The organism is Ancylobacter sp. VNQ12 (assembly GCF_049445835.1).
In the GTDB taxonomy this organism is placed as follows: domain Bacteria; phylum Pseudomonadota; class Alphaproteobacteria; order Rhizobiales; family Xanthobacteraceae; genus Ancylobacter.
This window is the reverse complement of the sequence record NZ_JBMSDU010000023.1, coordinates 1-22,823: the sequence shown is the minus strand read 5'-3', so window position 1 is coordinate 22,823 and position 22,823 is coordinate 1. Positions and strand designations below refer to the sequence as shown.

The 22,823-nt window shown below is 63.6% G+C and carries 16 protein-coding genes; 7 read left to right on the top strand and 9 right to left on the bottom strand.

From position 1 onward, the window contains the following. Positions 1–7 precede the first annotated feature (7 nt). Entirely contained in the window at positions 8–2,377 is a 2,370-nt protein-coding gene (locus ACO2RV_RS21610; protein ID WP_423296306.1) for a xylulose 5-phosphate 3-epimerase, read from the bottom strand. 48 nt (positions 2,378–2,425) lie between these two features. Further along, positions 2,426–3,454 carry a ribose-phosphate pyrophosphokinase gene (locus tag ACO2RV_RS21605; protein WP_051443749.1) on the bottom strand — a complete coding sequence of 343 codons (1,029 nt, stop codon included), beginning with the start codon at positions 3,452–3,454 and terminating at the stop codon, positions 2,426–2,428. A gap of 425 nt (positions 3,455–3,879) precedes the next feature. Here ACO2RV_RS21605 and ftsH point away from each other — a divergent pair, with 425 nt between their 5' ends. From ftsH to ACO2RV_RS21585, 4 genes are all read left to right on the top strand, one after another. After that, positions 3,880–5,754, top strand: a complete 1,875-nt coding sequence (gene ftsH / locus ACO2RV_RS21600; RefSeq protein ID WP_423296305.1) for an ATP-dependent zinc metalloprotease FtsH — start codon at positions 3,880–3,882, stop codon at positions 5,752–5,754. Positions 5,755–5,907: 153 nt separating this feature from the next. Beyond that, the gene (locus tag ACO2RV_RS21595) at positions 5,908–6,804 is read left to right on the top strand and encodes an HlyD family secretion protein (RefSeq protein ID WP_423296304.1); all 897 of its coding nucleotides are present in this window, start codon (positions 5,908–5,910) and stop codon (positions 6,802–6,804) included. Next, positions 6,794–9,559, top strand: a complete 2,766-nt coding sequence (rbbA, locus tag ACO2RV_RS21590; protein WP_423296303.1) for a ribosome-associated ATPase/putative transporter RbbA — start codon at positions 6,794–6,796, stop codon at positions 9,557–9,559. The genes ACO2RV_RS21595 and rbbA overlap by 11 nt, the downstream gene beginning before the upstream one ends. Before the next feature lie 2 nt (positions 9,560–9,561). Next, entirely contained in the window at positions 9,562–10,689 is a 1,128-nt protein-coding gene (locus ACO2RV_RS21585; RefSeq protein WP_423296302.1) for an ABC transporter permease, read from the top strand. A 63-nt stretch (positions 10,690–10,752) separates the two neighbouring features. On the opposite strand, the gene ACO2RV_RS21580 is transcribed toward ACO2RV_RS21585, so the two are convergent. From ACO2RV_RS21580 to ACO2RV_RS21565, 4 genes are all read right to left on the bottom strand, one after another. Then, positions 10,753–11,991, bottom strand: coding sequence for an MFS transporter (locus ACO2RV_RS21580; RefSeq protein WP_423296301.1), 1,239 nt, complete (start codon positions 11,989–11,991; stop codon positions 10,753–10,755). Positions 11,992–12,373: 382 nt separating this feature from the next. Next, complete coding sequence (locus tag ACO2RV_RS21575; RefSeq protein ID WP_423296300.1) at positions 12,374–14,152, bottom strand: DUF3141 domain-containing protein; 1,779 nt, start codon at positions 14,150–14,152, stop codon at positions 12,374–12,376. Between the two features lie 229 nt (positions 14,153–14,381). After that, complete coding sequence (locus ACO2RV_RS21570) at positions 14,382–16,334, bottom strand: heavy metal translocating P-type ATPase (protein ID WP_423296299.1); 1,953 nt, start codon at positions 16,332–16,334, stop codon at positions 14,382–14,384. 573 nt (positions 16,335–16,907) lie between these two features. Continuing rightward, complete coding sequence (locus ACO2RV_RS21565; RefSeq protein ID WP_423296298.1) at positions 16,908–17,102, bottom strand: hypothetical protein; 195 nt, start codon at positions 17,100–17,102, stop codon at positions 16,908–16,910. 427 nt (positions 17,103–17,529) lie between these two features. On the opposite strand from ACO2RV_RS21565, the gene copM reads away from it, so the two are divergent. From copM to ACO2RV_RS21550, 3 genes are all read left to right on the top strand, one after another. Further along, positions 17,530–18,000: a CopM family metallochaperone gene (copM, locus tag ACO2RV_RS21560; RefSeq protein ID WP_423296297.1), complete on the top strand. Its 471-nt coding sequence runs from the start codon at positions 17,530–17,532 to the stop codon at positions 17,998–18,000. A 112-nt stretch (positions 18,001–18,112) separates the two neighbouring features. Next, positions 18,113–18,535: a hypothetical protein gene (locus ACO2RV_RS21555; RefSeq protein ID WP_423296296.1), complete on the top strand. Its 423-nt coding sequence runs from the start codon at positions 18,113–18,115 to the stop codon at positions 18,533–18,535. A 232-nt stretch (positions 18,536–18,767) separates the two neighbouring features. Continuing rightward, complete coding sequence (locus tag ACO2RV_RS21550; protein WP_423296295.1) at positions 18,768–19,445, top strand: NrsF family protein; 678 nt, start codon at positions 18,768–18,770, stop codon at positions 19,443–19,445. A 77-nt stretch (positions 19,446–19,522) separates the two neighbouring features. Here the strand turns inward: ACO2RV_RS21550 and ACO2RV_RS21545 are convergent, their stop codons facing one another. The 3 genes from ACO2RV_RS21545 to ACO2RV_RS21535 all read right to left on the bottom strand — a co-directional run bounded on the left by ACO2RV_RS21545 (position 19,523) and on the right by ACO2RV_RS21535 (position 21,884). Then, complete coding sequence (locus tag ACO2RV_RS21545; protein WP_423296294.1) at positions 19,523–20,797, bottom strand: class I SAM-dependent methyltransferase; 1,275 nt, start codon at positions 20,795–20,797, stop codon at positions 19,523–19,525. Positions 20,798–20,933: 136 nt separating this feature from the next. Next, positions 20,934–21,590 carry a methyltransferase family protein gene (locus tag ACO2RV_RS21540; protein ID WP_423296293.1) on the bottom strand — a complete coding sequence of 219 codons (657 nt, stop codon included), beginning with the start codon at positions 21,588–21,590 and terminating at the stop codon, positions 20,934–20,936. Positions 21,591–21,611: 21 nt separating this feature from the next. Continuing rightward, a complete protein-coding gene (locus tag ACO2RV_RS21535; RefSeq protein ID WP_423296292.1) occupies positions 21,612–21,884 on the bottom strand; it encodes a DUF2933 domain-containing protein in 273 nt (90 codons plus the stop codon). Positions 21,885–22,823 lie beyond the last annotated feature (939 nt).

Sequence of the window (22,823 nt, the reverse complement as noted above, 5' to 3'; positions counted from 1 at the left end):
TTGTCCTTCAATGCGTGGGGGTGGACAGATCGGCGGGTGAACCTTTTCCATCGATGGCGTTGCGTTCGACGATCGTCAGAAAGTCCTCACGCGACCAGCCGGCCAAAGGGGCAGCCGCGTCGATCAGATGCGCCCATGAGCAGCGGTTGGCGAACAGCATGCCGGCGACATCGAGCGTGCCGCCGCGGCTAATATAGCCACGGGCCGCGGTGTGCTTCGGCCCGCCGTCGAGCCGTCGCAAGAGGCCGAGCATCGGCTCGGGTCTCGTGTGCGATACGATCAGCCGAGGGACTCCGACACGGAAGAGGCGGTTGAGCGCGTCGTCCGTCGCCACGAAACGCGCCTCGATCGGGTCGCGTGGGATGCGGAAGCGGCCCGGTTCGTTGATCGCCGTCACCAGAACCCGCCGTCCGTGCTCTTTCAGACGGCGCGCGGCCTTGAGCGCCTCTTCTAGCTGGTAGGCGCCGATCGCAACGATCTGCAACTCCGCGTCCTCGGCCTGCCCTTCGATCGGGGCGGCACCATCGGCGACGAAGCGGGTCGCGGCCTCGCCGTCGAAACGATGCGGCATGTCACGTTTGGAGACGATCACGCCGGCGACCTGTCCGCGGCCGCCGAAGACCGAGGCCATGGTGGCGACGGCGCTGTTGGCGTCGACGGGAAAGAGCACGCGCGCCGTATCGGACATCTCGCCGAGAAGCGCCTCGCCAAGCGTCGGATCCTGGTGGGACTGCTCGTTCTTCGAATTTTCCCAGGTGTGCGAGGTGACGACGAGCGGCACCGAAATCCAGCCCGGCTCCTTGCCTTCCTCACGCTGGCGGCGAGCGAACACGATCTCTTGCCGCAAGCCGCCGAGCATCTTCATCGCAAAGGCTTCGTAGCTGACGATGAGGCTGAGACCGCCCTTATTCGCAAGGGCCGCGGCGGCAACCGCCTCCTCGTTCAGCGCTGTGATCACGCCGCCGTCGCGTGCTTCGGCGACGCCGATCTCCGGCGCGTTGACGCGATGGCGCAACCGCTCAAGGGTCGCACCCATATGATTAGAACTCAGCTCATCGGGATTGCCGACGCGTACCCGAAGGGCGGGATTGGCGTCGACGAGACGCACGAACCAGCGGTCGAGCGCGTGCATGGCGCAATCGGCCGGCGCGCCGATCTCGGTCCAGCCGGACGCAGGCAGGTCCGGCGCTGACGGATGGCGGACCGCGAGCGGGTGGCTGCTCTCCGCTGGCCGGTTCTGTTTTCCATGGACGGCGATCGCGGCGACCGCCTCCTCGATGTCGTCAGGCGTTACGAACAGGGCCCGCGCCGCGTCGTTGAAGGTCTTACGGGCAGCTGCGTCGCGCGAGGGGTTCGCAGCCAGTGGCAGGTTGTGCGCGGCGTTCGTGCCGGCGCCGGGAAAGCCGAAGCCCTTCACCGTCTCGGCAATGACATAGGGAATGGGGGCGGGATAGGCACGGCCTGGCTCGGCGATAAACCGGCCGAGGCGTTCCTCGGCTGTCAGGATCGCCCAGACGAAGGCCGCCGGGTCTTTGCCGTCGATGCCGAAGGGATCGAAGCCGTTGAGCCTGAGATGTTCGGCGAGCCACTCAGCGCCGCCCTGCTGCGCGATCTGCGCTCGCTCCTCGATGCGTCGCCCATTCAGGATCATGATCGGCACCACGAGGCCGCTATCCTCCGCGCGCCACCAGCGCGCCGTCCAGTCAGAGCCGCGCTGCTCCTCGAAGGCGCCATCGCTCAGAAAGGCGACCAGGCTCTCTCCCGGCAGCGGCGCATGGACATACTGGACCTCGGCGAAGCCGAGATAGCCGCCCTCGGAGATCGCTCCGGCCGTGTTCGGTCCGGCATGGCTACCGATCGGCACCGCCGGGCGGCCGCCGGCATCGATGGCGTAGGAATAGAAATCGGCGGCAAGCTGGGACAGGCCCTTCTCGCTGCGGTCGTATCGTCCCTTCTGCGCATCGGAGACATCGCCGGTCAGCGCATTGATCGCCTCGATCGCGGCGACGCAATGGCCCTGTCCCATCACCCAGGAGCGGGTGGTGGCCGAGAGCGCGTTCGCGGTGAGGTAACCGACAAAGGCGGGCACCATGTTCAGCGATCCACCGGTATGCCCTTCCGGGGCCGCCTTGAAGGCTTCGGCCGGTAGCGGCGCGCCGGAGAGGTCGACGCGCTTGGCATAGGTCATGTGGACGACCGTCCACATCGCAGCAGCGGTCAGCCGGTCGGCGGCGGCGAGCAGGCGGTAAAGCGCGTCCGGGTTCAGCTTGGGCGATTGCGCGAGCGCGCGAATGCGCGCGACCGTCTCGTCGCTGTGCCTGATCGGGCCGTAACCGGCGCGCCAGTGTTCGAAGGCTGGGGACGTCGTCGCGGCCATGCGCTGCTGCCTTTCCTGGGTGGATTTGTTTTCTGGATGTTGGCCGACTTACGCGACCCCGCCGGTCCAGGGCGGAGGGTCGCTTGCAGGGAAGGAATCGATGCCGGCGCGTTCGACGTCATCGACCGGCTCGGGTGGGCGGCGGTGACGAATGAATTCGGGATCGGGCGCATCGGCGGCCGCAAGCGCGTCGGCGATCAGCCGCGAGAGCCCGATCGCGTTGGTCGGGTGGCTGACGGAATCGGAGGAGACGATCCTGCCGCAAAGCGGCGCCAGCCGCTCATACGAGTCGCCGGCGAAAATGCCGTGCACGACGGCGACGTCGGGGCGGGCAAATCCGAGCGGGGGCAGCTTGCTTGCCGCTTCGATGAGGGTGTTGCCGGACGAAGCGATGTCGTCGACCAGAACCGGCTGCAATCCGTTCCATTGCGAAAGGTCCGGCAACGCGATCTCGACGTCGCGGTCGCCATGCCGGATCTTGCGTAGCACGGCATGCGGCGCCCCGATCCGTGCCGCAATCGCGGAGACCCACTGCTCGCTTTCCTCGTCCGGACCGATGATGAGCGGCTTGGCGACCGACGCGGCGATCCAGTCGGCCAGGAGTGGTGCGGCATGAAGCGTCAGCGCCGGGATCTCATAGAGCGCCGAAAGCGCGGGATAGCGGTGCAGATGCGGATCGACGGTGACGAGCCGATCGAAGCTGGACGAAATCAGGCGTGCGAAGGTTCGCGAGGTGATGGCCTCGCCCGGCCGGAAGCGGCGATCCTGCCGCATATAGGCAAGATAGGGAGCGACCAACGTGACCGTGGCCGCGCCGAGCGATCGCGCCGCGTCAGCAAGAAAGACGAGCCGGAGGAAGCCGTCGTCGGGACGCGCCAGCGTCGAAACCAGCAGGACCGCCTTCCCCGCCACCTCCGTGGCGAGGCGCAGATAGGTTTCGCCATCGGGAAAGTTGCGCGTTTCGATTGCGCCTAGCTCGCCGGCGCCGGCGTTCACAAGCGCTTGCGCAAAAGCCTCGTTGCCGGGGAGAGCAATGATGACGTGGGCGGACGTCTTCTGGGCGGGGGCAGGGGCCATTCTTCGTCTTTCGTCGTCTCGTCTCGGCCTGCATCAGAACGCGGGCGCGGCTTCATGATTTCTTGCGCAAAGGCGAAGACAGGCTCCCGATAAAGCCCGCGCGGCCGCCCGATTCTTTAATCGAGATTAAGTTCTCGCCGTTGTGTGCCGGCCCCGCCGACGCGTCTGAGCGGCATTTCCGCTGGTGCGCGAGGGCGTGCATATCGCTTGATGGTCAGCGACTTTCCGGACGCAATCTTGATCTGAGTTAAAGTTTCGGCCGTCCCGGGCGCGCATTTTCAGGGCCGAGCGGGGCCCGGTTCGCCTTCAGCAGCGAACTTCCGTGGGCCCTGACGCTCACAGATGCGTCGAACGATGCCGTGCCTGGCTGATGGTATCAACCGCATTGGCCCGTCGCGCGGCAAAGAAGTACGGGAATGCGGTCGATGGAGAGTGACAATAAAGCGCCCGCCAAGCGGGTCTTCAAGTTCGACATCCTGTACTTTGTCGCGGTCTTCTTCGCCGTTCTGCTGATCCGGGACCTGCTTGTCGGCCAGGGCCACATCAAGGTCATCCCGTACAGCGAATTCCAGGGCCTGATCGAAAAGGATGGCGTCACCGACCTGGTGGTCGGACCGACGGAGATCACCGGCGCGTACAAGCCGCCGCTCGAGAAGGACGCACCGCAGCATTTCTCCACGGTTCGCGTCGATCCGCAGATCGCCGACGTGCTGACCAAGCGCAACATTTCCTTCTCGGGACAACCGGCGCCGGGCCTCTTCGAAAACCTGCTGTCGTGGCTGATGCCGGCGGCGATGTTCGTGCTGATCTGGATGTTCCTGTTGCGCCCGATGATGGCCGGGCAGCATGGCGGCCTGATGAGCATCGGCCGCAGCCGTGCCAAGGTCTATGCCGATAAGTCCGTGAAGGTGACGTTCGCCGATGTGGCGGGCGTCGATGAAGCCAAGCAGGAGCTGGCCGAAGTCGTGGGCTTCCTCAAGGACCCGGCGACCTATGGCCGCCTCGGCGCGCGCATCCCCAAGGGCTTGCTTCTCGTTGGACCGCCGGGGACGGGCAAGACCCTCTTGGCGCGCGCCGTCGCCGGCGAATCGGGCGTCCGCTTCTTCTCGATCACGGGCTCCGAATTCGTCGAGATGTTCGTCGGCGTCGGCGCTTCGCGCGTGCGCGACCTGTTCCAGCAGGCGCGCGAGCAGGCCCCGGCGATCGTGTTTATCGACGAACTCGACGCGCTCGGCCGCGCCCGCGGCGTCGATATGCCCGGCGGCGGACATGACGAGAAGGAGCAGACGCTCAACCAGCTGCTCGCCGAGATGGACGGCTTCGATCCGAGTGTCGGCATCGTCGTGCTGGCGGCGACGAACCGGCCCGAAATTCTCGATCCGGCGCTGCTGCGGGCCGGCCGCTTCGATCGACAGGTCCTGGTCGACCGCCCCGACCGTCAAGGCCGCATCGACATCCTCAACGTGCACTTGAAAAAGATCAGCGTGGCCCCCGAACTCGACGTCGCGGCGGTTGCCGCGCTCACACCAGGCTTCACTGGCGCTGATCTCGCCAATCTCGTCAACGAGGCCGCGCTGGTCGCCACCCGCCGCGGCGCGAGCGCCACCGTGCTCGACGATTTCACGCAGGCCGTGGAACGCATCGTCGCTGGCCTGGAAAAGAAAAGCCGGATTCTCATTCCGCGCGAGCGCCAGATCGTGGCGCATCACGAAATGGGCCATGCGCTCGTCGCCATGGCGCTGCCGCAGACCGACGTCGTACAGAAGGTTTCGATCATCCCGCGCGGCATCGCGGCGCTCGGTTACACGCTGCAGCGGCCGACCGAAGATCGTTTTCTCATGAGTCAGTCCGAGTTGCAGGATCGCATGGCGGTGCTGCTTGGCGGTCGGGCCGCCGAAAGCCTGGTGTTCGACGAGATTTCGACAGGCGCGGCGGACGATCTCGTCAAGGCGACGGACATCGCGCGCAACATGGTGGTCCGGTTCGGCATGTCGAAGGAGCTCGGACAGGTCGCTTATGAGCCGGAGACGGGCAGCTTCCTCGTCGGCCAGACCCCGGTCTGGCGGCCGCGCACCTACAGCGATGAGACGGCCGAGGCCATCGACCACATGGTGAAAGACCTGATCGACCGCGCCTTCCAGAAGGCCCGCTCGATCCTCGAGCGCAACCGTTCGGTGCTGGATAGCAGCGCGCGCGAACTTCTTGCGCGCGAAACGCTGGGCCCCGATGACCTTGCCAAGCTGACCACCGGTCTCGAGCGCGAAGCGCCGGGACGGCCGGGCCTGGCTCTGGTCGAGTGATGGGGATCAAACACCGCCGGATCGGCCTGCTTGGCGGGCGCTCGCTGTTCGAGGGACCATAAAGTGCGCAGATCGCCCATTGTCGTCATCGCCGTGTTGGTCGCGACCGCGGCAGCCGGATCCTATGTCTATTGGCTTGGAACGCAGAACCGCGTGCCGGCGGGCCTGGCGCGGGTGAACGGCAGGATTGAGGTCGAGCGGGTCGACATCACCAGCAAATATGCCGGCCGCCTTGCGGAAGTACTGGTCAACGAGGGCACCAATGTCAGCAAGGGAGATGTGCTCGCGCGGCTCGACACGAACGAGATACAGGCGCAATTGACGGCGGCGCGCGCCGCGGTGCACCGCAGCCATCAGAACGTTGCCAGCGCGCAGGCGAGCGTTGCCCTGCGCGAGGCCGAACTCAATCTTGCGCAAGTCGAGCTCCAGCGTGTGGTTGAGCTCATGCGGACCAACACGTCGACACAGGCTGAGCTCGATCGCCGGACGGCGCAACGCGACATCTCGCGCGCCTCCCTGCAGACCGCGAAGGCCGCGGTCGAGGACGCCAAGGCCTCGGTCGAAGTCGCCGAGGCGCAGGTCAATCAAATCGAGGCGGCTATCACCGACATGACCTTGAGAGCGCCGGTGTCCGGCCGCGTCGAGTATCGTCTGGCGCGAACCGGCGAGGTTGTCGGCACCGGGGGTCGAGTGCTGACCGTGTTCGATCTCTCGGACGCACATATGACGATCTATCTTCCGACGGCCTCCGCCGGTCGCGTGGCCGTCGGCTCGCAAGCGCGCCTCGTGCTGGACGGCCCAGGCGGCTATGTCCTGCCGGCGACCGTGTCCTTCGTCTCCGCCGACGCGCAGTTCACGCCGAAATTTGTCGAGACGGCGAACGAGCGCGAAAAGTTGATGTATCGCGTCAAGCTGCACATCGACCCGGCGCTGGTCGCCTCCGAGCGCGGCTATGTGAAGGCGGGAATGACCGGCAACGCCTATGTGCAGGTGACGGGAGACGCGAGTTGGCCGACCGAGCTTGCGCCGAGGCTACCCGATGGAGGCTAAGCCTGCTGCAGCCGTCAGCCTGTCGGGCGTCCGCCATACCTATGGGAAGGTGGTCGCCCTTCGCGATTTGGCCCTGTCCATCCCGTCGGGTTGCAAGCTTGCCGTCGTCGGCCCAGACGGGGTCGGCAAGTCGACCCTTCTTGGCCTGATCGGAGGAGTTCGGCGCATCCAGCGCGGTTCGGTCGGTGTGCTGGGCGGTGACATGGCCTCGGCGGCGCACCGCAGCGAGGCCGCGCCTCGGATCGCCTATATGCCACAAGGGCTCGGACGCAACCTCTATCCGACCCTGTCAGTCTACGAGAACATCGACTTCTTCGCCCGGCTCTACAGCCAGCCGGACGATCGCCGGTGCCGGCGCATCGATGAGCTCATGCGGGTCACCGGGCTGTTTCCCTTTGCCGATCGGCCGGCGGGAAAACTCTCCGGCGGGATGAAGCAGAAGCTCGGGCTGTGCTGCGCGCTGGTGCATGATCCGGATCTTCTCATCCTCGATGAGCCGACGACCGGCATCGATCCCTTGTCGCGCCGCCAGTTCTGGACGCTGATCGCGCGCATCCAGGCCGAGCGGCCGACCATGACGGTGATCGTGGCGACAGCCTATATGGAGGAGGCCGGCGTCTTCGATCGCATCGTGGCGATCGACGATGGCGCGATTATCGCCGACGGGAGCCAGGCGGAGCTGCTTGCGCGGACCGGTGCCGCCACTCTCGAACAAGCCTATATCGAGCTGCAGCGCCCGGAGCGGCGCGGGGCGCGGGTGGCGCCGTCCGTACCACGTCTCGAACTGGACGGCGGACCGCCTGCCATCGTGGCCGAAGGCCTGACGATGCGCTTTGCTGATTTCACCGCCGTCGATCATGTGAGCTTTCGCATCGAACGTGGTGAGATCTTCGGCTTCCTCGGCTCCAATGGGTGCGGGAAGACGACGACGATGAAGATGCTGACCGGGCTGCTTCCGGCCACCGAAGGTCGGGCCGAGCTCCTGGGCAAACCGGTCGATGCGCGCGACATTTCGACGAGGACGCGGATCGGCTACGTCTCGCAATCCTTCTCGCTCTATGAAGAGCTGACCGTGCGCGGCAATCTCGAACTGCACGGGCGGCTCTGTGGCATCGGCGGCAAAGGGCTGGGTGAGCGGGTCGAGGAGGCCTTGTCGCGCTTCGAACTCGGTGATGTAGCCGAAACGCTGCCGGACGCCCTGCCCTTGGGCATGCGCCAGCGCCTTCAGCTGGCTGCGGCATGCCTGCATCGTCCGGATGTACTCATCCTGGACGAACCCACCTCGGGCGTCGATCCGGCGGCCCGTGACCGCTTCTGGAGCCTGCTACTGGAGATGTCGCGTCGCGACGGGGTAACGATCTTCATCTCGACGCATTTCATGAACGAGGCCGAGCGTTGCGACCGCGTCTCTCTCATGCATGCGGGCCGCGTGCTGGCGGTCGGCGCACCGCGCGAGCTCCAGGCCGCGCGGGGCGCAGCGAGCCTTGAGGATGCCTTCGTCGCTTATCTGGAGGATGCGGCGGCGACCGGGGCCGAGGAGCCGCCCGTGGATGACGCGCGCAGCGCGGTCGAGCCTGGCTCAGCGATGCGGAACAACGATGCCATGGCGGTGCAGAAGCCGAGGCTCGCCTCCATGAAACGGATCTGGACGTTCGCGCGCCGCGAGACGCTCGAGCTCAGCAGGGATCGCATCCGGTTGGCCTTCGCCCTGATCGGCCCGCTCTTGCTTATGGCGGCCTTCGGCTACGGGATTTCCTTCGACATCGAAGGTCTGCGCTACGCGGTACTCGACCGCGACCAGTCGCTGGAAAGCCGGGCGTTCCTCGACCAGTTCTCGAACTCACGGTACTTCGTCGAGCAGGCACGCCTGAACGACGATGTTGAGATCGACCGGCGCCTGCGCACCGGCGAGCTGAAATTCGCGGTCGACATCCCGCCCGGCTTCGGCCGTGACCTGCTGCAGGGCCACCGTCCGGAGGTCGGCTTCTGGCTCGACGGCGGCAACACCTTCCCCGCCGAGACCGCGCGCGCCTACATCCTTGGCACGCTGCAGACCTACGCCGGGGAGCTCGCGCGTGCCGCCCGAAGCGCCAACGGACTGCCGGCCGAGACGCTGCGGGTCGAACCGCGCTTTCGTTACAATCAGGATTTCCGCTCCGTCTTCGCGATCACGCCGGGATCGATCATGTTGCTGCTGATCATCTTCCCGGCGATGCTGACAGCCCTCGGCGTCGTTCGCGAGAAGGAGATGGGGTCGATCGCGAACGTCTATGCGTCCCCGGCAACGGTCGGCGAATATCTGCTCGGCAAGCAGCTCCCTTATGTTGCGATTGGGGTGTTGAGCTATCTCAGTCTGCTGGTATTTGCTGGCGGCGTGCTCGGCGTCGTACCGAAGGGCTCGCTGTTGGCGCTGTCGCTCGCAGCCCTCGTCTATGTCTTCGCCGCCACGGCCTTCGGGCTTCTGGTCTCGGCTTTCGTCTCGACGCAAGTGGCGGCTATATTCGGCACAGCGATCCTGACAGCCATGACCGCGGCGCACTATTCGGGATTCCTGATCCCGGCCTCCTCGCTCGAGGGGCCGGGACGCATTATGGGCCTGTCCTTTCCGGCGCTCTGGTTCCAGACGATCAGCCTCGGGGTGTTTGCCAAGGGTCTCGACACGCCAGCCTTCGCCCGCGAGCTTCTCGTGCTGGTGGGGTTCGCGCTCGGGTTCCTACTGCTGGCGCGGCTGTTGATCCGCAAGCAGGGGGCGTAGCGATGCGGCGCTGGATCGAGAACGCCTTCCGTCTCGGCGTCAAGGAATTCGCGAGCCTGTCGCGCGACGTCGTGATGGTCGTACTCATCGCCTACGTCTTCACCTTCGCGGTCTATTCCGAGGCGACCGCGATGCGCACGGATGTCAACGATGCCAAGGTGGCCGTTATCGACGGTGATCGCTCGACTCTCTCCGGCCGGATCAAGGACGCGTTGCGGCCGCCTTATTTTCAGCCGGCGGTCGAAATCGACCGATCGAGCCTCGACGGCTTGATGGACAAGGGCGCCTTCACGTTCATTCTCGACATCCCGCATGGGCTGGAAGCCGACTTCTTGGCCGGCCGCGACCCGGCCGTCCAGGTCAATGTCGATGCCACCAGCATCTCACAGGCCGGCGTCGGCACAGCCTATATCCAGGAGATCGTCGCGCAGGAGACGACAAGCTTCCTCAAGCAGGCGCCCGCCGAGGCGGTCGCACCGGTCAATGCGGTCATCCGCGCCATGTTCAATCCCAACCTCGAAGCCATCAGCTTCACGGCAAGCATGGGCGTCATCAACAATGTCACCATCCTCGCCATCATTCTGGTGGGCGCCGCGGTGATGCGCGAAAGAGAGCATGGCACGATCGAGCATCTTCTGGTGATGCCGGTGAGCGCCAGCGAGATCATCGCCGGCAAGGTCTGGGCGAACGGATTGGTAATCCTTCTGGCCGCTGCCTTCTCCCTTCACGTCGTGGTCGAGGTCATCCTGCGCACACCGATCGTCGGCTCGATCGAACTGTTCCTCGCAGGGACCGCGATCTATCTATTCGCCGTCACCTCACTCGGCATCCTGCTCGCCACGGTCGCGAACTCCATGCCGCAATTTGCGCTGCTCTCGATCCCGGTCTTCGTCCTGATGTTCCTGTTGTCTGGCTCGTTCACGCCGTTCGAGAGCATGCCGCGCGCTCTGCAGGCAATCATGGACCTGTCACCGTCGACGCACTTCGTGCGCTTCGCGCAAGCGGTGCTCTACCGTGGCGCTGGCATCGATGTCGTCTGGCGCGATCTTGTCATCATGGCCGGGCTCGGGGCCGGCTTCGTTGCGATTGCCCTTTACCGCTTCAAGGCCATGCTGGCGCGCCAGTCGTGAAGATCGGCTTCAAGGATGGTCTCAAAAGGATGGAGGCTTGCGCGCGTTCGCCCCGCCGGGCAGCTATCGACTTGCTGCCGGTTCCCGCATGAGAAGCTGGGGCAGGCGGATACAGGCCAATAGCGTTGCCAGGACGAGCAGTGCAGCGAGGAGGAAGCTCGCATCCGGCAGGATCGGCAGGTTGAATAGCGCGCCGCCTGCAACGGATCCCAAGGCCTGACCAAGACTCGCAGCGGCTGTCATGCGGCCGAGCTGCGCGCCTTGGCTCGTCGGGATACCGAACGAGGCCCAGTAGGTCGCCACCGGAGACAGCATGCCGGCACTTGCCGCCACAAGCGCGACCGCAACCGACATCAAGACCGACGTACTGACGAGCGAGACGATGACCAGCCCGATGGCAAGCGTCGCCAAACCGGGCGCAACGAACCAGCGCGTGAGCTCCGGCTTGATGAGAGGCGAAAACACCAAGGTCTGCACGACCGCCATCACTAGGCTGCACTCGGCGAACATGATGCCGATATGCGCGGCATCGAGACCGAGGACCTTTCCGCGTAGCGCCAGTCCGACTTCGAAGACTCCGATGGCGAGCGCCGTGACCAGTGCGATCGCCAGGAGCCGCAGCATGGCGCGCCGTTCGATCTGCGCGGCGTGGGGTGTCACATCGACATTCTCGCGGCGTGCCCCGGAGGGAAGCAGGATTGCGACCAACACGGCTGCGATAACGGCCAGCCCTGTCGCCGTGAGCAGCGGCATCGCAAGAGAGCGATCGGGCGGGAGGGCCCAGAGTCTGCCAGCGACACGCACCGCCAGCCCTCCGAGCAAAGGCCCTATGAAGAAGCCGGCGGTGCCGGCGATATTGATCAGCGCGAAGCGATGGGCGCGCCATTCTTTCGACGGCGCATGATCGCCGATGAGCGCATAGGCGACCGGGGTGATGGCGGCGGCGAAGAGCCCGGCGAGAAAGCGGCCGAGATAGAGAAGCGGCAGGCTTTCGGTGACAGCGAAGAATCCGGTCGTCGCGGCGAAGCCCAGAAGGCCGACCAGGATGATCGGCTTGCGACCGTATCGATCGGAGATCCGTCCCCAGACCGGAGCGCCGACGAAGATGGCAATGATGTACGCGCCCGTCAGTAACCCCGTATGCCATGACAGCGCCTGCGGCGTGCTCTTGCCGACGATCTGCTCGATCAGGAAGGGCAGGATCGGCAAGGCAACGCCATAGCCGACCGTGATCGCAAACATTGCGACGAGCACGGTTGACAGTGCGCTCCAGCTCAAATGGGTTGCTTCAGCCGCGGCCATGCTGCTTCGAGCCTGCGTTCAATCGGCGGTGCGATCGAACAGGCAAGGTCGACATCCGCATATCTGGAGGCACGAAGGGCTGGCCCGATCCGACTGAAACGCGAAACCATTCCGCACAGGCCGTCATCAGGGCTGCGAGCAACGTCGGCACCGATCTCGGCGTGGGCATCGAACGTTGATGGGGTTGCTTCGTCATCATCGTTCCCTCGCTCAAGACGCCGCTTGCGAGAGCTAGGCGATAGTCAGGTTTGAATCTTTAATCCGCATCAAGTTTTGCGATGATCTCTAGATGAAAGCTGTCCGGATCAGCAGGGCAGCGCCAGTCGGGAGAGACTGGATTGCGCTCCGTCAGGATCCCAGAACGTCGGCGCTGCCGACTAGCTCAATGGCTGTAGAGCCGACGAAACATGCGCTCCTGCGCGCTATCGCGTGCCTCGCGGGCGATTTCGATGGCGGTTTCCGTCTGCTTGCTGAGGGTGCGTTCGGCGGATCGCATCGGGTTGTCGGACGACACTGGCATCCGCTTCAAGCGGACCTCGTCGGCGAGCCGCGCGATGACATGCATCCACGGCGAAAACTTTTCTGACAGCAGGTAACGGCTGGTTCGCATCGGATGAAGCCATCGCAGCGCCTCGGCCGACCATGGCGTGGCCATGGCCTGGACCCACGGGCTGACTAAGTTGCTGTAGAGCGCTTCGTTTGCCTGCGACAATTGCCGCACCCGTTCGAAGGCTTTGCGCGGATTGTCGAAGGCCAGGTCTTCGACGCGCCGCTCTTCGAAGGCGACGCTGTATTGCGGTTTGCGGCAATCGGGATCGTTGGTTGGGTTTGAGATCTTCATCTCGTAGAGGCCGGACGCAAGGTTCGCGACCTCATCGAGGCTCTCGAGGATAGCGCGGTGCTCCAGGCGCGCGACCGACGCTGAGACGAAGATGCCGAGATGGCCGACTCGAGGATCGGTCATGAAGACGATCCTCTGGCCCGCCTCCTTCAAGGCATCGGTGGTCTTGTAGACGGCCTTGAGCCAGGCCAGGGCCTGATGGGGCGGCGTGATGTTGTCGCCATAGGAGGCAAAGATCACCAGCGGACTCCTGAGACTGCGCAGATCAATCTTCACCGAGTCACCGAGGTCGAGCGTGCCTTGCTCGAGCTCGTTGCCGATGAAGAGATGGTCAACGATCTCGACCATCTCTTCCCGGCTGAAGCTGTACCAGGCGTTCCACCAGCGCTCGAACTCGAGGAACCGCCCCTCCTCGCGATCGACGTCGAGGTAGAGGTTTGCGTATTTGTCCCAGATCGCCGCCTCGGGCTTCAACGTTTCGAAGTTCTGGACGAGCCAGGCGCCGTCAAAACGGCCGTCTCCGAGATCGCCGACGAAGTGGGTGAGCCAGCTTCCACCGAGCAGGCCACCAGCGAGGCGCATCGGATTGGCGCCCGACTTTCCTGCCCAATAGGAGAGGGGCGAACCGTTGAGGACGATGGGACCGACAGGCGCCCGGCAGTGGATCGCGACCAGCATGGCGGCCCAGCCGGCCTGGCAATTTCCGTAAAGCACGGGCTTCTTGCCGGGGTGTCTTGCGATCACCTCGTCAACGAAGTGATGCATGGCGTGCAGGACATTGACGAGCCTTTGGTGCGGGCTCGGCGCTGGAAAGAAGCTGACGAAGTAGACCGGGAACCCCTCATGCAGAGCGATGCCGATTTCGGACTCGCGCTTGAAGCCGCCGATGCCGGGCCCGTGCCCGGCGCGCGGATCCATGATGATGACAGGGGGCTTGGTGTCGTCGACGCACGTATCCGCGTGCTCGGTGCCGGCGGTCGTGATCCGGAGTAGCGCGTAATTGGCCGGGCGTTCAAATCGCCTCGCATCGAGCAGCATCTCGTACTGGAAGGTGAGCACTGGCGGCATGCCGGCCTCCTCGTGCTCCAGCATGATGTTCGCCCGTTTTCTTAAGACGTCCCAGAACAAAACCGATCGCTGCCAGGCGTCGATCGAATAGGCCGATATTTCCGCAGGATCGAACGGCGTGCCGGCTGCCGGGGCGGACGGTGCCGGTTCACGCCGGTCAGGGGATGGGGACGGCAATGCGGGAAGCAGCGCCGTCCCGGCATGGGTCACTGGCGCGCTTTGCTCGCGTTCAGCAGGGATAGTGACCGGCATCGGAGGCTCCTCTGAAATGTCGTGTTCCGCACGCGCACCCGATCTCACGCGGCGTTGAGCATCTCGTCCTTGACGGACGTTAAAGACTTCACCGGTTGGGCGCCGCAGCGCCGCCTCTTCAGTGCGCGCGCTTCCTGGGGCCGAGCGTTGGCCCGTCCCCCTCCGGTTGCGCCCGATTGATAGCCGAGAGGCCAGCCGTCCCTTTCGGAGGCCAGTCTGCCGAAGCCCCTTACCCGTGCCTGCGGTAGAAGCGCAGGAACTGCGCATTGATCGCAACGATGATCGTGCTAGCCGACATGAAGACAGCAGCCACCGCAGGCGTCATCAGGAAGCCGGTGCCGAAGGTAATGCCGGCGGCCATCGGGATCGCCACGGTGTTGTAACCCGTCGCCCAGATGAGGTTCTGCACCATCTTGCGATAGGTGGCCCGAGACAGGCCAAGGATGGCCGCGACGTCGCGCGGATCGCTCTTGACGAGCACGACATCCGCCGACTCGACAGCAACATCGGTGCCGGCGCCGATGGCAACACCGAGGTCCGCCTGAACGAGGGCCGGCGCGTCGTTGACGCCGTCGCCCACCATCGCCACCGAAAGCCCGCGGGCCTGCAGCTCCTTGATCTTGTCCGACTTCTGGTCGGGCAGGACCTCCGCGAAATACTCCGCGATGCCGAGTTCCTTGGACACGCTCTCGGCGACGCCCTTCGCATCGCCCGTCAACATGACCGGCCTGATGCCAAGCCGCGTCAGTTCGGCGATCGCGTCCTTGGATTCCGGTCGGACGATGTCGGCGAGCGCGAAGAGAGCGCGCGGTTCGCCATCGCGCACGAGCGCCACCACCGTCTTGCCCTGAGCCTCGAGCTGCTTGAGCTTCTCGTTCGTGATGGGCTTGCCTTGCCGGGCGAGATGGCCGGGGCTGACGATGCGGATGTCTTGGCCATCGAGCTTCGCGACGATGCCCTCGCCCGTGATGTTGCTCACCTCGCTGGCTTTCGGAATGGTCAGATTCCTGCGCTTTGCCTCGGCGACGATGCCGTGAGCGATGGGGTGCTCGGACTGGTTTTCGGCTGCCGCGGCAAGAGCGAGTTCCGCGTTCTCGTTGCCGCCCGCAAGCAGCACGACGTCGCTGACCCCGAAGCGTCCTTCCGTTAGCGTGCCGGTCTTGTCCAGCACGACAGCGTCGAGATTGCGCGCCCGCTCGAACGCGGCCCGATCGCGGATAAGAAGACCATTGCTGGCGCTGAGCGATGTGCTGACGGCAACCACCAGAGGAACAGCGAGGCCAAGCGCATGCGGGCACGCCACAACCATGACGGTGACCATACGCTCGAGCGCGAATTCGAGGGGCGCGCCAAGCCAGAGCCACCAGACGAATAGCGTTCCGAAGCCAACGACCAGGGCGATGTAGGTCAGCCAGGCGGCAGCCCTGTTGGCGATGTCCTGCGTGCGCGAGCGCGTCGCCTGCGCCTTCTTTACGAGATCGATGACCTGGGCGAGATAGGTCGCATCGCCGGTCTTGGTTACTTTGATGGTGACAGCGTTGGCGCCGTTGATCGCACCGCCGATCGCCGTTGCACCGACCGTCTTGGTGACGGGTCGCGACTCGCCAGTCAACATCGCCTCGTTGAAGCCTGACGATCCCTCGACGATCTCGCCGTCGACCGGCACCTTGGCGCCCGGACGAACGATGACGCGGTCGCCCGGCTTGAGATCGGCGATGGGCACGTCGTGCGTCGTGCCGTCAATGTCGATGCGGGTCGCGCTATCGGGCAAGAGGCGCACCAGCTCTTCCAGCGCGCGTGAAGCGCCCATCACCGAGCGCATTTCGACCCAGTGACCGAGCAGCATGATGGCGATGAGGGTGACGAGTTCCCAGTAGAACGGTTCGCCCGGGAAACCAAAGGTCACCGCCGCCGAGAAGAAATAGGCGGCCGAGATTGCCATCGCGATGAGCGTCATCATACCAGGCTGCCCTTTGCGCAGCTCGGAGAAGAAGCCGGTGAGGAATGGCCACCCGCCGTAGAGATAGGCGATGGTCGAGAGCGCGAAGAGGACGAGACCGTCACCCTGGAAGGACAGGACGTCAGTCAGCCCGAGGTAATGCCGGATCATCGGCGAGAGGAGCAGGACCGGAGGCGTCAGAACCAAGGTGACCCAGAACCGGCGGCGGAAGTCCGCGACCATGGCTCCGTGGTCATGACCGGCATGTTCCGAATGGCTGGACCCGGCTGCCGCGACGATCTTGGCGCCGCCATGACCGGCTTCGTGCGACGTTACGGCGCCCGCGTGCTGATGATGATCGTGGTGGTCGTGAAGGGGGTGCGGTGAGCTCATTCTTCCTTGTCCGTCAGGTGGCCCGGCCTGAGGTTTGATACGGCGGGCGATAGAGTTCTGTGCCGCGCTGACCATAGACTGGAAGCGACAACGTCCTGATCACAAACCTCGCTGTCGCGTGCCTCGAAATCTTTAATGCAGATCAAGTTCTGGCCACGGGGCGGCGCGGCGCGTCGGTCCCGCACCCAGATAGGTCCGAGGCGGACATTTCGCAGACGTTTGTCCGGATTCGATCAGCGTCCCGGCGTTGCCCTCAAGAATCGCACGGGCGTCTTCCAGCCGTCCAATGCCCGCCGTTCGCTCGGACGTTTCGGCGAACTGACAGGCCGCCTCCACGTTCGGACCCATGGAGCCCGGTGGCAACTGGTGCGCCGCGAATTCGGCGGGTTGCGCTCGTCAAGCCGGTCGTAGTTGGGGCATGCCTCAGTCGAGATGGACGGCAACGACGCCCGTCAGCATGAGGAATGCGTCAGCGGCAAGGTCTGCGGCGAGCAGTCTGGCGGCGCGATCCTTGTCGATGATGGACTCCACCCTCTGAAGGTCGCCAGAAGGATCACGGACAACTGGGCTGCCGCTGCCGCTGCCGCAGATCATGATGATCTTGGCGGAGACCAACATGCAGATCACCTCGATCTGGACAATCCGCCGGGGCAGGGGGAGGCGACAACGCGTCGCCAGCGGCCCGGCGCCTCTTTAACCCTGGGCCAGCCATGGGCGTGGGCCTTCTCGGCCTCTCTGGATGGCCAAATGTGGGGTCGTCGCGCTCCAACTCGATGTGCGTCACCGTAGCTCGAAAAGCGCGAAGGTTGAGACGATGCGCAAGCGTCGACCGCAGGTCGCTCGGGCTTGCCGACGAGAAGTCCAATGTCGAGGTCCGGATCGGGTCGATTCTTGATCGAAGTTAAGTTCGTCGGACCATGCCTCGTTCTACTTTGAAACGCCTGCTGGAAGCGAGGTCGGCAACGACCAGCGCTTTGTCGGCAGATCAGATCCGACGGCCCCGCGCCCGCGACAGGTTGACGGAAAATTAGATGAGGACATGCAAATGCCCCCCAAGATGAAAGCGATCCTGGCGTTTGCGTTCCTGCTCTCGCCGACCCTCGCTGTTGCGCAGCAAGACGCGCACCATGACAGCGGAGCGGCAGGCAAGCCCGCACCGCCCGCCGCTGCGGCGCCGCCGCCGCCGCCGCCACAGCGGCAATGCGACCCGACGATGGACAAGATGGGCGAGCACATGTCGGCGTGCCTAGCGGCCTTGCCGCAGGCCTCGCAGGCTTATATGCGGGCAATGATGGGCAAGCACACGCCAATGTTGGAAGCTATGCAGGTGAAGGACCCGGATGTCGCTTTCGTCAAGGGTATGATCTCGCATCACCAAGCCGCCATCGACATGGCGCGGGCCGTCTTTCAATTCGGATCGGACCAACTGGCCAAAGCCCTGGCGCGGGAGATCATTGCGAGCCAGCAGGCCGAAATCGATCGCATGCGCGCTTGGTTGAAGCAGCGCGGCGAATAGGTCGGGCGTGCGTTCTTGCGTCGGGTCCCAGGACCGTCGCGAGACTGAGACATGGTGGAGATCGGAGATGGTTGGCCGGATATGGCGGCGCTGCGCTGGTGTTCTCATCGCAATGATGTTCGCGCTCGGCGTCGCGTCCGCGGACGATGGCTATCGCAGTGCGGACGGCCTGGCGGTTTATCTCGGCATCGTGCCAGCATCCGTCGTCCGGGGCCATCCAATCAGTCACGCCGAGAGCACCATGCATGGCAGCGCCGGCACGGCACGCCACCAGCAGCATATCGTCGTGGCCGTGTTCAATGCGCAATCAGGTGCGCGCGTGGAGAATGCCCAAGTCTCCGCCAGGGTCGGCGGACTGGGTCACGTCGGTGAACAATCCGTTCAGCTTGATCCCATGAAGATCGCGAACACGATCACCTATGGCGGATTCGTCACTCTCCCCGGAAACGATCGCTACAAGATCGTGGTCGTAATAACCATTCCGGGACGCTCACGCCCGGTTTCTGTGACATTCTCCAGCGATCAAGTCCAATGAGAGCGGGCGTGAGCGCGCCATCCTCGGCGACAGACGCCACCTCTTCGCATTCGCTTGAATCGAACGGCGAAACACGGCAGCTGTAACAATGTGCGGTCGATCTGCGAACTCGATATTGTCGCCAGTCGCAAGCGCTTGGGCAAATCGGCCGAACGCCGGCGTGACGACAGGCTCTTGTTGTCGGTCCAGGCCAGCTGAAGTTCTGCGGGCTGACATTCGGCTGGAGGTGACCGTGACCTGGCCACGCGTGCGAACGGAAGAGTTGATCAGTAGGCTTGTGGCGGATCTCAGGCCTCGCCACGTCGAACGGCGTATCCGCTCGCGCCGGCTTTGGACGGTTGTTATTGTCGCGATCCCCTTGCCTTTGCTCGCGTTCGCGCGACCGCTTCGCGTGGACATCGCCTCTCGAATGGCGGATCCTACGTTCGTCGTTTCGATCACGACCTCGGCGATGATCTTTGTCACAGGTCTGGTGACGGTCCTCCTGCTACGCGTCCCAGGGCGCTCTTGGCTTTGGCTCCTTGCACCGCTGATCGCCTTCGGGTTCTGGCTCGTCGTGGAATTTGCTAGTGTCGCTCTCGAGTTCCTCCGGGACGGTTGGCGGGCCCTTGCCTTCGAAAGCAGCCCGCAATGCCCCCTTATCATCGGAATTGTCGGAGTTCCTATCTTTCTGGCTATCCTTAGCCTGAGTCGCTTTGGTCTCGTTGTGTGGAGGGAACCGATCGTTGTCGTCGCCGCTCTGTCGGCCTTTTCCGTCCCCGCCACGACACTCAATCTGTTTCACGGCCTGGACACCGGCGCGATGGTGCTGCTCTGGCATCTCAGCGCGATCGTTGTCTTCGCCAGCGCGGCCGCGTTCCTTTTCAAGCAGCGTATTCCGCGCATTCTGTGCGACTGGCTCGCGTTATGAGCAGCTGGGCTGGCGCCGACAAAAAGATCGATTTACTTGAATTTGTGCGCAGCCATTGCTGATTGACACACGATTGTTCAGCTGACCGTGACGCACGACGTCTGATGGGGCGCTTCGCACTCTGGCTTGGTGACGGGGACGCCCCGCAACCGGCTTTCTTCTCGCTCGATGTAGCCCCGCGTCACGGGTATGACATCATGCCGTCTGGCGATCTGGATCTGGAACACCATCATCCCCTGATAGCGGAAGGCAAGTTCGGAGACGCTGAGATAGTGCTCCCACAGGCGCGCGAAACGTTCATCGAAGAGTTCGACCGCTTCGGCGCGGCGGGCGAGGAACCGCTCGCGCCAGTGTCTAAGCGTTTCAGCATAGTGCAGGCGTAGAATTTCAATGTCGGTGACGACGAGCCCGGACCGCTCGATCGCCGGCAGAACCTCTGAAAGCGACGGAATGTATCCGCCCGGGAAGATATACTTGGCGATCCACGGATTCGTGAAACCAGGCTCGTCTGAGCGGCCGATCGAGTGAAGGAGAAGCACACCTTCGTCATCGAGCAGGTCGCGGCATTTCCGGAAGAACGCGTCATAGTGATTGACCCCGACATGTTCGAACATGCCCACGGACACGATCCGATCGAAACATTCGCTGACATCCCTATAGTCCTGAGACCGAAAGTCTAGACGTCCGGGATCCGCAGCGCTGGCGGCACGCGCCTTGGCAAACTCGAGTTGTTCCGTCGAAAGGGTGATCCCGGTGACGTGGACGTCGAAGGTCTCAGCCAGGTAGAGCGCAAGACCGCCCCAGCCGCAGCCGATGTCGAGCACACGCGCATGACCGTTGGGAAGCAGTTTTGCAGCGATGTGCTGCTTCTTTGCCTGCTGGGCCTCGTCCAATGACATGTCTGCGCGTTCGAAGTAGGCGCAGCTATACTGCATGTCCTCGTCGAGGAAGAGCTCGTAGAGCTTCCCGCTGAGATTATAGTGATGAGCGACGTTTCGCCTCGATCGCCTGCGGCCGTTATTCTGCGCAAACCGCCGGAGAAAGAAGCGCAGGCCAGCCAGCATTTTATTCGTTATCGGCGCCGAGCCGTTGTGGTCTTGGGACAGAAGCAGCTCGAGGAGCTGCGTGATGGTGCCTTGTTCGATGACGAGGTCGCCGTCAACGAAGGCTTCGCCAAGACGCAGCTCCGGATCGAGCAGAACTCGCCGCTGCGCCGTCGCTGTTCTGAAGCGGACCTTGACGACCAATCCGGCTCCGTCGCCGAAGGTCCTGGCGATGCCATTGGCCGTCGTTATTGTGAGAGTTCCCGTTTTGATAAGGCGACGAAGGGTTCTGAAAACAAGGGCATCCATGATCGGGCTTTCTCAATCGATTGACGCGAAGCCCTACTAGAATGCGTGCGAACCGGCGGCAGACTTTAACGTGGATTGAGTAGACGGGGCAGCGAGGTCACCGACGTATCGGCCGAACGATGACCTCGACTTACGATCACCCGCTCGCATTGGCGCGCTGCGCCGACAGGCGCGGAATGAAGGCCGGTACTTCTCGCATATAGCGTGCATAAGTGTCGCCGAATTCGCCGAGAGATTCCCGCTCTTCATGCTTGGAAAGCCGCCAATACATGAACACCAGGACGGGGAACATGGCGAGGGTGAGCACGGTCGGCCATTGCAGCAGGAAGCCGAACATGACCAGCACGAAGCCGACATATTGCGGATGCCGGATTCGCGCGTAGATGCCAGTTGTTGCGAGCTCGTGTTGTCGTTGCGCCTGATAGAGTGCGTTCCAGCCGGCGGAGATCAGGATGAAGCCGCCGCCGATGAAGATAAAGCTGAGAATGTGGAACGGCCCGAAATGAGGATTGGCGCGCCAGCCGAACAGTTCTTCAAGCAAATGGCCCGCGTCATGCGAGAACCAGTCGACACCCGGATAGCGCGATTGCAGCCAGCCGGAGAACAGGTAGATCGTCAGAGGGAAGCCGTACATTTCGGTGAAGAGCGCAATGATGAAAGCGCTGAAGGCGCTGAAGGAACGCCAGTCTCGCGGCGTTGTCGGCTTGAAGAAGCTGAAGGCGAAAAAAATGAAGACGATCGAGTTCAGAATAACGAGGGACCATAGACCATAAGCTGGAGTACTTTCGGACATGAGTGCGCTCCGGTGGAATCATCAATGCTGGTGCGAGGATTGACCAGACGGCGGCGATGAATTTCTATCGCCGCCTTGCCCACCGTGTCCGCCATGTTTTCCATGCATGAACACATGCAAGAGCGGACAAGCAAGGATGAGAAGCCAGGGCAGCCAGCCCAGAAGATGCGCACGATGTTCGGCGATCAGATAGAAGGCGGCAATTGCCAGGAAGCCATATAGCACAATGTTCGCTGCGCTGAAGCGGCTCGGCCGTTGTTGCTGGTGGTCGATGTGGTCGGTGTGCGGTTCCATGACGGGCTCGCCGGGTTGGTGACCTTGCCAAATGACGACAGGCATTGTCCTTCCCGAAGGGCCGCTGCCGTAAGAGGCTTGGCAAATCGGGCTTCTGCTCACCCGCGAATGCTCGACCCTCGCAAACCGGGCGTCTTTAATCTCGGTTAAAGTGCTGTCGTTGCCGTGTCGAGGAAACCGCGTGAAGTGGCTTGGACCGGGCTAGTGTCTGTCAGTGCGGCGCGGACCGGCGGAGGTTTGACGCGCCGCGCGAAGGCGCCTCCGGGTGGTGGAGGACGTCGTCCCCTTGAAGTGAGTCGGCCGATGGCAAGGCATCAAATACGCGGACCAGGCTAGCCACCGACTGCGCACACGAACCGACGCGCACATCGATGCCGGCCGCGGCGAGGCGCTTCTGCTCAGCGCAGGCGATAAAGCCGCAGACCAGCCTTTTGGCGCCACTCGAGAGGACGAGTGAGCAGGTGAACTCTCTAGTTCGCTCGCCGTTCGGCCAAAACTCCCGAACCGGCGCGAGTGGGTCAATCAAGAGCAAGCCATCGCACTTTGCGAAGAACGGACTCAACAGGGTTCTGCGCCGACTGCGCGAGACGAGCAGCGCGACCCAGCGCGATCGTTCTATCGGTGTCGACTCTATCGTTGGCATTCCTGATCCGCAGGACACGTCATCAAATGTTCCATAATCGCATAGCCGGGCGATCCGCACTTTAATCTCGATCAAACATAGATCGGACAGCGACAATGACGTCGAGGTCACATGAGGACGGTGCAGGTTGAGCAGAAGCCAACTATCGGCGGAACTCGCCTCATTGATCGTAAGCGCGAAAATCCCTGCACCTATTCATTGGCGGAGCATTGAGGGATTCTGTGTCCACAACGGAGACTGTGGACACAATGACATTGAATGGCATGGGCCTTTCGGGGCCGCTTCGGGTGACCAAG

Bases quoted from the DNA above. Each gene is read 5' to 3' on its own strand.
- ACO2RV_RS21610 (WP_423296306.1), bottom strand. From the start codon at position 2,377: ATGGCCGCGACGACGTCCCCAGCCTTCGAACACTGGCGCGCCGGTTAC.
- ACO2RV_RS21605 (WP_051443749.1), bottom strand. From the start codon at position 3,454: ATGGCCCCTGCCCCCGCCCAGAAGACGTCCGCCCACGTCATCATTGCT.
- ftsH (WP_423296305.1), top strand. From the start codon at position 3,880: ATGGAGAGTGACAATAAAGCGCCCGCCAAGCGGGTCTTCAAGTTCGAC.
- rbbA (WP_423296303.1), top strand. From the start codon at position 6,794: ATGGAGGCTAAGCCTGCTGCAGCCGTCAGCCTGTCGGGCGTCCGCCAT.
- ACO2RV_RS21585 (WP_423296302.1), top strand. From the start codon at position 9,562: ATGCGGCGCTGGATCGAGAACGCCTTCCGTCTCGGCGTCAAGGAATTC.
- ACO2RV_RS21580 (WP_423296301.1), bottom strand. From the start codon at position 11,991: ATGGCCGCGGCTGAAGCAACCCATTTGAGCTGGAGCGCACTGTCAACC.
- ACO2RV_RS21575 (WP_423296300.1), bottom strand. From the start codon at position 14,152: ATGCCGGTCACTATCCCTGCTGAACGCGAGCAAAGCGCGCCAGTGACC.
- ACO2RV_RS21570 (WP_423296299.1), bottom strand. From the start codon at position 16,334: ATGGTCGCGGACTTCCGCCGCCGGTTCTGGGTCACCTTGGTTCTGACG.
- ACO2RV_RS21565 (WP_423296298.1), bottom strand. From the start codon at position 17,102: ATGTTGGTCTCCGCCAAGATCATCATGATCTGCGGCAGCGGCAGCGGC.
- copM (WP_423296297.1), top strand. From the start codon at position 17,530: ATGCCCCCCAAGATGAAAGCGATCCTGGCGTTTGCGTTCCTGCTCTCG.
- ACO2RV_RS21555 (WP_423296296.1), top strand. From the start codon at position 18,113: ATGATGTTCGCGCTCGGCGTCGCGTCCGCGGACGATGGCTATCGCAGT.
- ACO2RV_RS21545 (WP_423296294.1), bottom strand. From the start codon at position 20,797: ATGGATGCCCTTGTTTTCAGAACCCTTCGTCGCCTTATCAAAACGGGA.
- ACO2RV_RS21540 (WP_423296293.1), bottom strand. From the start codon at position 21,590: ATGTCCGAAAGTACTCCAGCTTATGGTCTATGGTCCCTCGTTATTCTG.
- ACO2RV_RS21535 (WP_423296292.1), bottom strand. From the start codon at position 21,884: ATGGAACCGCACACCGACCACATCGACCACCAGCAACAACGGCCGAGC.